A 12,924-nucleotide genomic window follows, 5' to 3' on the forward strand; every position below is an offset into this window, starting at 1 on the left:
TATACTGCTAGGTAATAATTTCTCATCCGGAGCCAATTATGCGCTATCTGCTGTTTCTAAGTGCACTGCTAAGCCTTTCCCTGAACCTTCAGGCTGCGCCGCCTTTTGTGATTGGCCAGGTGGTCGTAAAAGGAGATCCCTGGGAGTTCCAGGAATACCATAAAGTGAAGCATCTGAGGAAATCCGGACTGACCGTACTCGACGTTGGACCCGGTAATGAGCGTGGCGCAATAATGAGGTTAAGAAGCCGTGGACACTGGGCAGCCTTAAACCTTATCGCCAATAAAACGGCGACTACAGATGATCCCTTCCGTATTTATCAATGGCACTTTGACCGCATACAGGCAGACGCAGCCTGGGGTCTGGCGACGGGTGAAGGGGTTAGCGTAGCAGTACTGGATACCGGACTGATGAGCGGAGGGCCTGACGGGATTAATTCCGTTTGCCCGGACGCATTGGGAGCAACGGGAGGATGGGATATCGTTAACGACGATAGCAGCCCGGTTGACGGCGATGGCCATGGCACCCATGTCAGCGGGACGATCGCGCAGGCCACTAACAATGGTATTGGTGTATCCGGGCTTGCCTACAATGCCTGCATTCTTCCCGTTAAAGTGCTCGATGACAGTGGTTCCGGTAGTTTTGCCGATATCGCTGAGGGGATCTATCACGCTGTAGATCAGGGGGCCGATGTAATCAATATGAGCCTTGGCATCAGTGCTCGCTATGGCGTAACCAACGATCCCGTCATGGACCCTGCTCTGCAATATGCCGCACAAAATAACGTCGTTGTAGTCGCGGCCTCCGGCAACGATGGCCATCGTAAAAATGTCTCCTACCCGGCTATCTATCCAACGGTCATCGCCGTGGGTGCAACCGATGCCCGGGATCAGGTTGCCCGCTATTCAAACAGGGGAGCAGGCCTTGACGTGGTTGCCCCGGGTGGCGATACCAGTCGCGATGATGATGGAGATCCACAGAACTACCCGGATGGGGTCTTACAGGAAACCAATATCGGCAGTGGCTGGGGCTACTATTTCTTTCAGGGAACATCGATGGCATCCCCCCATGTCGCAGCAACAGCTGCCCTGCTGCTGTCACATGGCGCAGCACCGGACGACATACGCAGCCTGCTGCAGGACAACACAATAGATATATACGAGAACGGCTACGACAGCACATCCGGTTGGGGCTTAATTCAGGCGCATGATGCGCTGGTTGCGGTCAACTCTGTGGGTGTAAACCAACCACCGATTGCCGCCTTTCAAGAGAACTGCAATGGTCTGAGCTGTTCCTTCGATGCCGGCACCTCATTTGATGATGGCACCATCGTAAGCTATCTGTGGGATTTCGGCGACGGCTCCGGCAGCGACGGAGAGACCGGCAGCACCGCAGAGACCATCAGCCATAACTACGCAGCCGATGGCACTTATGACGTGACACTCACCGTCGAAGATAATGATGGTTTATCGGCAACCAGGACGGTGACCGTTAATGTGTCATCCGCTCAGGCCTGTACTGATAACGATGCCGATGGCTTCTGTGCTGAAATAGATGACTGTGACGACAGCGATAACCAGACCTATCCCGGACACAACGACTCTAAAGGTCGCTGGGGACGGAATGGTGTTGATAACGACTGTAACGGCATTATCGACGGCTAAGAGCTGAATATAAGCGATCCGGGGGACATGATTCTGCCTCCCCGGATCACCGTTTGAGTCCACTTTATTCCCGCGAATCGATACAGCTCCAGGACGTTATCATTGCCACTGTCCTGACACTCTCAATTCAGATGCGATCATTTCGCCTTTTCCGCAGTCAGCCGATATAACGCTGATCAGTCGAAAACCCTTCCATGTCAGTACGACTGACATCCTTTTAAAAAAAGTAAGCATAAGTCCTGCCATCAATGTCATTTTTGCTTGTTATTTTTTCATACGGTAACTTTACACGCTCCCACCTATACTGACTCCTTAGAAGCACATAACGCTGATGAAATGTAAGGAACGTTGAATGCCTGCTCTGAGATCAATGAACCTGAAGCCTTGTCTGAGGTTATTAAACCCTTGTCTGCCGGCACCCGCTTTCTCTGTCACTGCGCGCCATAATGATGAGCTTAATATTGATAATATTCGGGGCATGAAAATCAAACCAGTTATTCCGGTAAACCCTATATAGCACCTATCGAAAGGGCGTTTGCCTGCTGCTGAGACCCTCAGGGCTGACTGATCATAAGACCCGGGCAGCAGCAATTGATCACGCGGTGATCCCCCGGCATATCCGGGGCAATGTCCAAAACCGGTCTATAGTGAACTGTACATAGTCGTCGGCGGAACCCTTGGAGGAACAGATGACTGACTCTGTCGATGACCGGGCTGATGAAGCAGAACTGGGAAATTTATTTATCGCTCAGGGACTGCTCACTCAGGCGCAATACTCGCAGGTACTTCGGGTACATAAGGAACAGGGGGGCAATGAACCTCTGGTGCTGTTGCTGGCGCGACTCGGCCTGGTATCTGAAAAAAATATTGCCCGAACGCTTTCCCAAAGCAAACAACTGTCACTGCAAGAGCGCAGCAGCTTTCCCGAACGACCACTGATACCCGATCAACTTTCCTATCGTTTCCTGCGGGAGTTTCATCTGCTGCCGGTCAGTATCTCTGACAGCTCGGTCACGCTGGCAATGGCCAACCCTCTGGACGATTATGCTGCGGATGCCGTTGCCCTGGCCTGCGGTCTGCGCGTGGAGCGTAGTGTTGCCGAAATATCAGTCATCGATACGGCTATCGAAGCGCTTTATGGCTCGGGTCAGAGTGAGATGGGCGATATCCTGTCCACCGTAGAGCCCGATAAAAAAGATCAGGATCAGAGTATTGAACACCTCAAGGATATGGCTAGCGAAGCCCCGGTCATCCGTCTGGTCAACCTGATCATTCAACGGGCCGTTGAAGCCCGTGCCTCTGATATTCATATAGAACCGTTCGAAAACCGTCTCAAGGTACGTTACCGGGTCGATGGCGTTCTGCAGGAGAGCGAAGCTCCCCCGGTTCACCTGACGGCCGCCGTCATTTCAAGACTGAAAATCATGGCCCGGCTAAACATTGCTGAACGACGGCTGCCACAGGATGGCCGCATCGAACAAAAAGTTCAGGGCAACGATCTGGACATCCGGGTATCAACGATTCCCACCATGCACGGTGAGAGTGTCGTGTTACGTCTGCTCAACAGGGAAAGCGTCATTCTCGATCTGGAAGCGCTGGGCTTCAGCGACGTGAGTCAGGCGCGGATGAAAAAAGTGCTGGATTCAGCCAGTGGGATGCTGATGGTGACCGGCCCCACCGGTAGTGGTAAAACCACCACCCTGTATACCGCGCTGAATATTCTCAATACCCCGACCCGTAAGCTGATTACGGTAGAAGATCCGGTTGAATACCAGCTGGAAGGCGTTAACCAGATCCAGGTTCAGCCCGCTATCGGTCTCAATTTCGCTAATGCGCTGCGATCCATCGTGCGCCAGGACCCGGATGTCATCATGGTTGGCGAGATGCGGGACCTTGAAACCGCGCGTATCTGTGTTCAGTCGGCCCTGACCGGACATATGGTGCTGTCCACCCTGCATACCAATAATGCCCCCAGCAGCATCACCCGCCTGCTGGAGATGGGCGTGGAAGACTATCTGCTGACATCGACACTCAATGCGGTTATCGGTCAGCGGCTGGTGCGCAGCCTTTGCAGCCATTGTCGTGAAGCATATACCCCGTTGCCGGAAGTCATCAGCGAACTGGAACTCAAGCCGGATCCCCACAATGGCCGTACAGAGCTATACCGGGCCAAAGGCTGCAGCCACTGTAATCAGACCGGCTACTATGGCCGTATCGCGATCCAGGAACTGCTGATGATGAATGACGAAATACGCCGCCTGGTGATGCGTCATGCCGATGTCTCAGATATTAGAGAAGCCGCCCGGCAGGGTGGCATGCTGACCATGCTGGAGGACGGTCGCGACAAAGCCCAGAAAGGCATTACCAGCATCGAAGAAGTACTTCGGGTCACCCGGGAGAACTGACGATGATTACCTTTAATTATCAGGCAGTGACCGGTGAAGGAGAACTCAGAAACGGAGTGATCGAGGCCCCCGACCGTACCACCGCGATAGAGCAACTGCAGCGGCAGGGGCTGATTCCAATGTCGGTTGATCCGTTCCAGAAAAGTACCGGTCAGAGCATCCTGCAGATGCAGATTCGTTTCGGTCGCTCCGGACAGCGCCACACCATGCAATTTACTCAGGATCTGGCCACGCTGCTGGAAGCGGGCATTGCCCTCGACCGGGCACTGGCCATCATGGTATCGGTCACCAGTGACGAACAGAGCCAGCAACTGATCAGTAAGGTTCAGGAGGGTGTCCGCAAAGGTCAGGCCCTCTCCGTTGCCCTGGCAAACTGCCCGGACTCATTTTCCCCTTTCTACCTGAACATGGTTCAGGCGGCAGAAGCGGCGGGTAACCTGAGTGCCGGCTTAGAGGACCTGGCCGCCTATCTTGAACGCAGCCAGGCACTGCGGGAACGCACACTGTCCGCCCTGATCTACCCTATGATCCTGTTACTGGTCGCGGGAGCCTCACTGACCATTATTCTGGTCTATGTCGTGCCTCAGTTTGAGCAGCTATTCAGTGATATGGGACAGGCCCTTCCTCTGGCAACCCGTATCGTGATTAATACCGCCAGGGGACTGACCGATTACGGTATCTGGATACTGCTGTTCATAGTCGCGCTGATTGTCTATATCCGCCATCTGCTGAAAACGCCCGCTATCCGCCTCAGATGGGATCGGCGCAGCCTGACATTGCCGCTCTGGGGAGGCCTCAATCAGAGGCTGGAAATCGCTCGTTTCAGTCGCAGCCTCGGCACTCTGGTAAAAGCCGGCGTACCTCTGCTGAACGCCCTGAACATTGCCAAGGATACCCTGCTCAATCAGGCACTGACCGAGGAAGTTAAACTCGCGGCTGACAGCGTTAAAGAGGGCAGCACGCTGGCAGAACCGCTCACCCGCAGCAAACTGTTTCCGCCACTGATGCTGCAGATGGTTCAGGTCGGCGAAGAAACCGGCCAGCTGGACCGCATGTTACTGCGAATTGCCGAGGTCTATGATCGCCAGGTGGATACCGCTATCCAACGTATGCTGACGACCCTTGAGCCCGCTCTGATTGTCGGTCTGGGGGTGATGATCGCCGGTATTATCATGTCAATTCTGGTGGCGATTCTGTCGCTCAATCAACTACCGGTCTGAACGACTGGAGGTCATTATGATTAAACCCACTTTTTACAGTCAACACGCCCGCACCGCAGGCTTCACCCTGCTTGAGCTTCTGGTTGTTCTGGTCATTCTCGGTTTGCTCGCAAGCCTGGTTGGCCCTCAGGTGCTGAAACAGCTGGGCAGCTCGAAAACCAAATCCGCCGCCCTGCAGATTGAAGAGTACAGTGCGGCACTCGATCTTTTCCGGCTGGAAGTCGGCCGCTACCCCAACAGCAACGAAGGCCTTGAGGCGCTGATCAGTAAACCATCCGACGCTCAAAACTGGAACGGCCCTTATCTGACCAAGAAAGTCATTCGTGAAGACCCCTGGGGCTCCCCCTATATCTACCGTTTCCCGGGCGAGCATGGCGACTTTGATCTTTACTCCCTTGGTGCTGATAACAAGGAAGGAGGTGATGGTGAAAATCAGGACGTGGGTAGCTGGCAGTAGCGTTACCGCTCAGGGATTTACCCTGCTGGAAATGATTCTGGTACTGCTGATCGCAACGTTCATGGTTGGCATCGTAGGCCCAAGGTTGATCAATCTGATGCCGGGTGTAGAGCTGAAAAGCTTCACCCAGCGCTATACCGCCGTACTGCGACAGGCAGGTAGTCGCGCGATCGCCCAGGGGGAAACCGTTTCGGTCACGTATGATCAACAGGCTTCTGCCATTGTTGCCAGCGATAAGGGTGAAGTACTGGTCCTGCCGGAAGAGATAACATTATCGTCCTCAGCAGAGGGACTGACCCAATCCCCCTTCCACAGTCCGGACAACCGGGAATCTATACAGTTTTACGCCGATGGCGGCTCCAACGGTGCGACCATCAAAATCAGCTCTGCAAATGGCAGTTACCGGGTGCATATCAACTGGCTCAACAGCAGGGTAAGCATCGATGATTAGCTATAAACGCCAGCAGGGCTTCTCCCTGCTCGAAGTACTGGTCGCCTTTGCCATTCTGTCGATGACACTGGGTATCATTCTGCAGATTCTTTCCGTGTCCGCCACAACCACCTACCGCGCCGATATTCAGCAGCAGGCAATGCTGCTCGCCGAAAACAAAATGGCTGAAATTCTCACCGAGCCGGTGCTTGAACAAGGCCACCAGCAAAGCCGGGATAACGGCAGCTCGCAACTCCTGCGCTGGGAAACGGAGATCAGCGAGTTCCAATTTCCGGATGAAACCGAAACATTCAGCGACTCAACCCTGATTCCCTATAAGATATCGGTCATCGTCCGCCAGCAAGACAGCGGACTGACCCTGTTCAGGCTAACCACTATTCGTCTGGTGAGGGAGCTATGAATATCGAATCACTCCCTTATCCCGCCCATCGGCACCAGGGTTTTACCCTGCTGGAGTTACTGATCGCTCTGGTGCTTATGTCGCTGATGAGTGTCTTAGCGTATGGCGGACTGCGGGTCGCCATCAGTGGCTGGGAAAGAATTGAGGCGCGCAGCGAAGCCCAGACCGATCTCTACCTGACCCAGCGTTTCCTGCGGCGTATTTTACGCACCGAGCTCAATGATGAGTTAATCAATATCTATGATGAAAACGCCTCAGTGGCATTTTTTGGCATGGACAATGAACTTGTTTTCCTGGCATCCACAACGTTCACCTCAGATGAGGCGCGACAGTGGGTATACCTCAGCGCCAATGAGGAAGTCGGATTTATGCTGGCAACGGCTCCTTACGATGAACTTGAAGCCCTTGATTTTAATAGTCTTTTGGAAACGCTGAGGGACCCTGAACTGTCCAGACACAGCGTGCTGACCAAAGGCGATATACGCAGGCTTGAGTTCAGTTTTCTGAAAATCTCTGCCAACGGCGATCTCGACTGGGAACCCGAATGGTTATTCATGACGGTGTTGCCGGCCGCAGTCCGCATTCACTTTGAACCGCTGGAAGAGGAGAGCAATCAATGGCCTGACCTGCTGGTGCTTCCCGATGAGAATTATTATGAATTTAAACGTATCAGATAAACCTGCGTCCTCACCGGAGCTTGGCGTCGCACTGATAAGCGTACTCTGGCTCACCGTGTTGCTGTCACTGATCGCCGTAACCGTTTCATTTACCGGGCGGACAAATGCCCGGCTAACGCTCAACTTTGAAAATGCAACTCATGCACAGTACGCATTTGAAGCAGGCGTGCAATGGGCCTTCTGGGGTCTGCTCCTGCCCGAAGCGGAACGTCCCTGGCTGGCCGATGGCACGGTGCATAGCATGAACCTTGACGATGCGATAATCCATGTCGCAGTCACCGATGAGAACGGCAAGGTTGATCTCAACTCGGCGAGCGGTGAAATGCTCAAAGCGCTGTTTGTGGCGGCAGGTCTTGACGATCTGGAAGCTGAAAGCCTGTCGGATGCCATTATGGACTGGCGCGATACCGATGATCTGAAACGCTTAAACGGGGCTGAAGATAACGATTACCAGCAAGCAGGATTCAGCTATGGAGCCAAAGATGCACCGTTTGATTCAATCATGGAGCTGAAGCGGGTACTGGGTATGGATGATCAGTTGTTTAATACACTGGCCGGAAGCATCACCGTCTACTCAAACACCCCCTCTGTGAACCCTCTGGTGGCGCCAAAACTGGTGCTGATGGCCTTTACGGGCTGGGAGGAGTATCAGGCTCTGGAGTTTATAAATGACCGGAGAGCCGCTCATGCAGAGGGGGTAACCATTGCCACAAACGCATTAACATCACCTTTTTTTTCTACAAGTTCACGCGGACTCAACTACACTGTTCTTACTCAGGCTGTATTAAAAACTAACACCAGATCAGGAAAATCTGTCGTAATTCAGCGTCGTGGAGGTAAAGGGAAGGAAATTTTTAACATACTGGATACTTACTCCCTTAACAAGGAAGTATTCAAAGACAACATGTTGATTGAAAGCGAGGGGTTACCCCTATGAGCGATCATAATCTTGCTGTCAGAACTCTTTTAGGCTTACAACAGCTAAGGGGAAAGCTAAGCGAATTCTGGCAGTGGTGGACAGATGAATTAATCGGTTTAACACCGGCCGCTATTCGAAGCCCGTTTGAAATTCCCAGCAGAATGCTGCTGGTCAGGCTGTCAGACAACCACTGCACCTTAGTAACCAGTACCCCGCAAGGTGAAAACGTTTTAACAGAGTTCAGTCTGAACAGTGACACCAGCGCTGAAGACGCCGGCAAAAGACGATCGTTGTCCGGATTCGCTGAGCATACCGTATTACTGCTGCCGACTGATCTGATTCTCTACAAAACCATCACCCTGCCCGCAGCAACAGCCAGCCGTCTGGAAAATGTACTGGCCTTTGAGATGGATAGGAACACCCCCTTCAAAGCAGAAGAGGTTTACTTCACGTTTCGTATTACATCCCGCGACCTCAAACAGCATAAGATTCAGGTCAAGCTGACCATTGTAACCCGTAAAATACTGGATGACCTGACGCAAAAAATAGCCGCACAGGGTGTTGAAATCAGCCGCGTAGTACCTGGCGACCTGAAAGAATCTGAGATCGGCAATCCGGAACGCAATCTCCTGCCTCAGCCGGACACCGCGGATAAACGCTCAGGGGCACAGACAAGACGGTTACTGAGTTTGTGGGGACTGGGAATCGCTATACTGTTCATCGCGTTCATCGCGCTTTATCAGCGATACCAGCATGCAGAACAGCTGTCCCGTGATATTGAGGGCCCCCGGGCTGAAGCGCAGCAGGCAAAAAATATCCGCGATGAATTAGAGCAGTTAAAAGCCAGCCGCGCCTTCCTTATCAACAGCAAAATAACGGCGCCTTCCATGCTGATGCTGTTGAAAACGTTAACCGAGGTCATCCCGGACAATACCTGGTTAGTCCGCCTGACGATCAATGAAGGCCTGGTTACCTTTCAGGGAGAATCCAGCGACGCTTCAGCCCTGATCAGCCTGATAGAGGAAACGCCGGCCTTCAATAATGTTCAGTTTTCATCCCCGGTGACTATCAATCCGCGAACGCAGAAAGAGCGCTTTGCCATTACTGCCAGCCTGGGGCAGAACGAACCTCCGTCACAGGGAGGGCAGCCATGATCTCCCAACTGAATATCCGTCAGCGTCAGGGGCTGGCTCTGGCCCTGTTAGCTATCCTGCTGTTACTGGTATACCTGCTACTGTTGCACCCCTACATCAACAGTTACAGAGAGTACGGTGAGCGAATCAGTTCACTTGAGCAACAGTACAAAACCTATGAACGCCTGACCCAGGGGGCTGAGCAGGCCGAGCAGGAACTCAGGGTGCTGCAACGTGACCGCTCCACCGCCGAGTATTACCTGCCGGAATCCAAACCCGCGCTGGCGGCAGCATCATTACAGCAGCTGCTGAGCAGCGTTATCCGGCAAACAGGCGGACAGGTAATCAGTACCAATATTATTAATCAGGACGATGACTCGCCGCTGCTTAAAGTCGGCATTCAGTTACACCTGAAACTGGAAATCAGTGAACTGGTCCCCCTGTTGCACAGACTGGAATCCGGCACACCGTTGCTGCTTATCGAAAGTTTTTCGATTACTGCAGACCTGAGGCAGTCCCGCCAGCAGACGCTCACCCGAAACAACCCGCGCAGAGCCTTGCAGCCATCCCCGTCTGAAGGCCAGATTGATGTCAGATTCAGGCTGATAGGGTATGCCATCCGGGAGGTATCGTCATGAACCTCTGCCACAATAACGCTCTGTGGTTACTGCGCTGCCTGGCCTGCTATCTGATTCTGCTCTGTATTCCCGGGTCCCTGATCCTGCGGGCAGAAACTGCGGACAACAGCCCGGCGACGAATGTAACCGCGGCAATGCTGCCAGATTTTCCGCCCCTTTCAGAATTTGATGTAATCATCAGCAGACCCCTGTTTATAAACAACAGACAACCGGGTATTGAGCCCTCAGCGACCTTTGGCGCCGATGCACAGGCATTGCGCGCCAGCTGGAAACTGACCGGAATATCAATCACACCGGAGCGCTCTATCGCGATTTTTAAAGAACTTAAAGGCAGCAAACACCTGCGTTTGGAAGTCGGTATGCTGCTGGATGGCCGATGGCAACTGGATGAAATAACCCCCATCAATGTCAGCCTCTTTTCCGGGGATCAGGAAATCAGCTTTGTGCTGAGACAACCCCGTGAGCTAAATCCAGTCACACCCCGGCAAACAACCAGCCCGCGAACGACAATAACCCGCGAACCCGCTCAGTCCGATACGACACCAGAAGCGGCGACGGAAATACCTCAGGATAACAGCAGGCAGAAGCAAACCGAGTCATCGGATTAAAGGTGAATGGTCATGATAAAAAGAAGCCCCAGGATACACTCCTTTCTGCTACTCAGCTGTGTTGTATTAGCCGCCTGCAGCTCGTACAACGAGAACCGGGCAGCCATGGATAACCCATGGAACCAGCCGGAACAAAAGGCAGTACAGGTCACGTTTCCGTCCTCAGAAATAACAGATACCGATCCGCAGAGCACACCGGCAGATCAAAGCCGCTTTGCACAGGAGGGACCAGACACGTCGGCGCCTTCCCTGCCCTCCTACGAACTGTATCAGGGAGACGGCCGCTTTATGAACCTGGAACCGATAAAGCAGCGGCAGGCAACGGAATCAGAAGAGGGCGACGTAACCCTGAATTTTCAGGAGGCTGAAATCAGCGAAGTCGTAAAAACCATCCTTGGCGATATCCTGCAACGGAACTACTCCATCGATGATAAGGTCCGCGGCAGCGCCTACATCCAGACCAGTGAACCGATTCCGCGCAAGGCGCTGATACCGATTCTCGAACATGTATTGCAGATCAATGGGGCGGCGCTGGTAGAGGTCAACGGCTTTTATGAGGTTGTCCCGGCCGATGCCGTGCCTGCCAGCAAACTGAGTATCAGCAGTCAGCTGACGGCCGGGAAAGGCTATCAGGTTCTGGTGGTGCCACTGAAATATATCTCCGCCAAAGAGATGCTCAAGATACTGGAGCCAATCAAACCCCGGCAAGGCCTGATTGAAGCCGACGAGCGACGCAACCTGTTAATACTGGCAGGAACACAGGAGGAACTGATCAACCTTAATCAGACGATTCGGGTATTCGATATTGATCAGTTACTGGGCATGTCGGTCGGCCTGTTCCGGCTTAAATCAGTCAAGCCGGATGTTCTGGTCGATGAACTGGAAGCGATCTTCGGGGATAAAGCGGAAGGCCCCCTGGCGGGCGTCGTCCGCTACATGCCGATAGAGCGCCTTAATGCCCTGCTGGTGATGACCTCACAGCGAAAATACCTCAAGGACGCCAGAGTCTGGATAGAGCGACTCGACCGGGCTGAAACTGCCGGGGGCCTGGGTATGTATGTCTACTATGTGCAGAACGGTAAAGCGGAAAACCTGGCAAACATGCTGTCTGAGCTGTTTAGCGGTCAGCGCCGGGCACAGGGAAACCGTCCTCAGGTCACGACCCCGCCGGCTACTGCAACTTCCGGGGACAGCGACGCTGAACCGCTGGCAGAGCAGCCCGGTTCGCCAACGGATCTCAATGTCGGCGAGGTGAGCATTATTGCCGACGAGGAGAATAACGCTCTGCTGATCCTCGCATCGACCGGTGATTATGAAAAAGTAGTGGCCGCGTTGAATAAGCTGGATGTATTGCCGTTACAAGTGCTGGTAGAAGCCACCATTATCGAGGTGACCCTGGAAGATGAACTGCGCTTTGGCCTGCAGTGGTTCTTTAAAAACAGCATCGGCAACCGAACCGGGCGGGGTACTCTGGGAGCCTCCCTGAACAGCGGCGATGGCATTACTGCGCCTTTTGCCCCCAGTGCATCGTATGAAGTATTCGATGCCGTCAGTACCCGGCTTCTGCTCACCGCTCTGGCAAAGGATTCCAAGGTGAATGTAATCTCCTCTCCCTCCCTGATGGTACTGGATAACCATACCGCCTCGATCCGGGTAGGCGATCAGGTGCCGGTACGCACCTCTGAAACCACCAACACCAGCAGCGAGTCGAACATCACCAGCACCATCCAGTTCAAGGATACCGGGGTGCTGCTCGAGGTCACTCCGAGAGTCAATGCCGGTGGCATGGTGGTGCTGGATATCGCTCAGGAAGTGAATGATGTCTCAGACACCACCAGCTCCGGTATCGATTCGCCCACTATTACCCAGCGAAAAATAGATACCAGTGTCGCCGTGCAAAGCGGCGAAACCCTGGTACTGGGCGGGCTGATTAAGGAAAACAAAGAGAACAGTGATGAAGGCGTGCCCGGCGCACGCCATATTCCGGTGTTTGGCTGGCTGTTCAGTAGTGACCGCAAGTTTAAAAAACGGACTGAACTGGTGGTACTGATTACCCCGACCGCCGTCACCGACCGTAGCGAGGCCCGGGATGTCACCCGGGAGTTTCGTAATAAACTACAAGGGGTCTTCAACACCCCCGAAAAAGGCGCGAAAACCGCACTGTAAAGCGATAACCACGGGTTGTTAACCTCTGTTAACAGCCCGTTTTAGATACTTTATCTCTAAGATTCAAATAGTTAACGGGTTCTATCCGTTGGACTGTACATCCCTCCTTACATCCACTGCCCGCTTGTCACTCGACGTCTACAGCATATAACCCTTATATTTCAACACGTTATAACTTTGGTCTAA

Annotated in this window: 12 protein-coding genes; all 12 read left to right on the forward strand. The window is 53.3% G+C overall.

Annotated elements, in window-relative coordinates:
• The first annotated feature begins 38 nt into the window (after positions 1-38).
• The 12 genes from KDX31_19615 (at position 39) to gspD (ending at position 12,738) form a co-directional block, all read left to right on the forward strand.
• Positions 39-1,664, forward strand: coding sequence for a S8 family serine peptidase (locus tag KDX31_19615; protein ID UTW05606.1), 1,626 nt, complete (start codon positions 39-41; stop codon positions 1,662-1,664).
• A 689-nt stretch (positions 1,665-2,353) separates the two neighbouring features.
• A complete protein-coding gene (gspE, locus tag KDX31_19620) occupies positions 2,354-4,069 on the forward strand; it encodes a type II secretion system ATPase GspE (protein UTW05607.1) in 1,716 nt (571 codons plus the stop codon).
• A gap of 2 nt (positions 4,070-4,071) precedes the next feature.
• Positions 4,072-5,289 (forward strand): type II secretion system F family protein, encoded by a 1,218-nt coding sequence (locus tag KDX31_19625; protein UTW05608.1) that lies wholly within the window; start codon positions 4,072-4,074, stop codon positions 5,287-5,289.
• Between the two features lie 16 nt (positions 5,290-5,305).
• On the forward strand, positions 5,306-5,746 hold the full coding sequence (gene gspG / locus KDX31_19630) for a type II secretion system major pseudopilin GspG (GenBank protein ID UTW05609.1): 441 nt from the start codon (positions 5,306-5,308) through the stop codon (positions 5,744-5,746).
• A complete protein-coding gene (locus KDX31_19635; protein ID UTW05610.1) occupies positions 5,715-6,197 on the forward strand; it encodes a GspH/FimT family pseudopilin in 483 nt (160 codons plus the stop codon). Before gspG ends, KDX31_19635 begins: the two co-directional genes overlap by 32 nt.
• Positions 6,190-6,597: a prepilin-type N-terminal cleavage/methylation domain-containing protein gene (locus KDX31_19640; GenBank protein ID UTW05611.1), complete on the forward strand. Its 408-nt coding sequence runs from the start codon at positions 6,190-6,192 to the stop codon at positions 6,595-6,597. Before KDX31_19635 ends, KDX31_19640 begins: the two co-directional genes overlap by 8 nt.
• Positions 6,594-7,274, forward strand: a complete 681-nt coding sequence (locus KDX31_19645; protein ID UTW05612.1) for a prepilin-type N-terminal cleavage/methylation domain-containing protein — start codon at positions 6,594-6,596, stop codon at positions 7,272-7,274. Before KDX31_19640 ends, KDX31_19645 begins: the two co-directional genes overlap by 4 nt.
• A complete protein-coding gene (locus tag KDX31_19650; protein ID UTW05613.1) occupies positions 7,252-8,211 on the forward strand; it encodes a general secretion pathway protein GspK in 960 nt (319 codons plus the stop codon). Before KDX31_19645 ends, KDX31_19650 begins: the two co-directional genes overlap by 23 nt.
• A complete protein-coding gene (locus KDX31_19655) occupies positions 8,208-9,347 on the forward strand; it encodes a PilN domain-containing protein (GenBank protein UTW05614.1) in 1,140 nt (379 codons plus the stop codon). Before KDX31_19650 ends, KDX31_19655 begins: the two co-directional genes overlap by 4 nt.
• Complete coding sequence (locus KDX31_19660) at positions 9,344-9,964, forward strand: hypothetical protein (GenBank protein UTW05615.1); 621 nt, start codon at positions 9,344-9,346, stop codon at positions 9,962-9,964. Before KDX31_19655 ends, KDX31_19660 begins: the two co-directional genes overlap by 4 nt.
• The gene (locus tag KDX31_19665) at positions 9,961-10,572 is read left to right on the forward strand and encodes a hypothetical protein (protein ID UTW05616.1); all 612 of its coding nucleotides are present in this window, start codon (positions 9,961-9,963) and stop codon (positions 10,570-10,572) included. Before KDX31_19660 ends, KDX31_19665 begins: the two co-directional genes overlap by 4 nt.
• A gap of 12 nt (positions 10,573-10,584) precedes the next feature.
• Complete coding sequence (gene gspD, locus KDX31_19670) at positions 10,585-12,738, forward strand: type II secretion system secretin GspD (GenBank protein UTW05617.1); 2,154 nt, start codon at positions 10,585-10,587, stop codon at positions 12,736-12,738.
• The last annotated feature ends 186 nt before the right edge of the window (positions 12,739-12,924 follow it).

It is taken from the genome of Amphritea atlantica, from assembly GCA_024397875.1.
Taxonomy (GTDB): domain Bacteria; phylum Pseudomonadota; class Gammaproteobacteria; order Pseudomonadales; family Balneatricaceae; genus Amphritea; species Amphritea atlantica_B.

What these genes read in the sequence shown, in the direction of transcription:
- KDX31_19615 (UTW05606.1), top strand. Translation starts at nt 39, where the DNA reads ATGCGCTATCTGCTGTTTCTAAGTGCACTGCTAAGCCTTTCCCTGAAC.
- gspE (UTW05607.1), top strand. Translation starts at nt 2,354, where the DNA reads ATGACTGACTCTGTCGATGACCGGGCTGATGAAGCAGAACTGGGAAAT.
- KDX31_19625 (UTW05608.1), top strand. Translation starts at nt 4,072, where the DNA reads ATGATTACCTTTAATTATCAGGCAGTGACCGGTGAAGGAGAACTCAGA.
- gspG (UTW05609.1), top strand. Translation starts at nt 5,306, where the DNA reads ATGATTAAACCCACTTTTTACAGTCAACACGCCCGCACCGCAGGCTTC.
- KDX31_19640 (UTW05611.1), top strand. Translation starts at nt 6,190, where the DNA reads ATGATTAGCTATAAACGCCAGCAGGGCTTCTCCCTGCTCGAAGTACTG.
- KDX31_19645 (UTW05612.1), top strand. Translation starts at nt 6,594, where the DNA reads ATGAATATCGAATCACTCCCTTATCCCGCCCATCGGCACCAGGGTTTT.
- KDX31_19650 (UTW05613.1), top strand. Translation starts at nt 7,252, where the DNA reads ATGAATTTAAACGTATCAGATAAACCTGCGTCCTCACCGGAGCTTGGC.
- KDX31_19655 (UTW05614.1), top strand. Translation starts at nt 8,208, where the DNA reads ATGAGCGATCATAATCTTGCTGTCAGAACTCTTTTAGGCTTACAACAG.
- KDX31_19660 (UTW05615.1), top strand. Translation starts at nt 9,344, where the DNA reads ATGATCTCCCAACTGAATATCCGTCAGCGTCAGGGGCTGGCTCTGGCC.
- KDX31_19665 (UTW05616.1), top strand. Translation starts at nt 9,961, where the DNA reads ATGAACCTCTGCCACAATAACGCTCTGTGGTTACTGCGCTGCCTGGCC.
- gspD (UTW05617.1), top strand. Translation starts at nt 10,585, where the DNA reads ATGATAAAAAGAAGCCCCAGGATACACTCCTTTCTGCTACTCAGCTGT.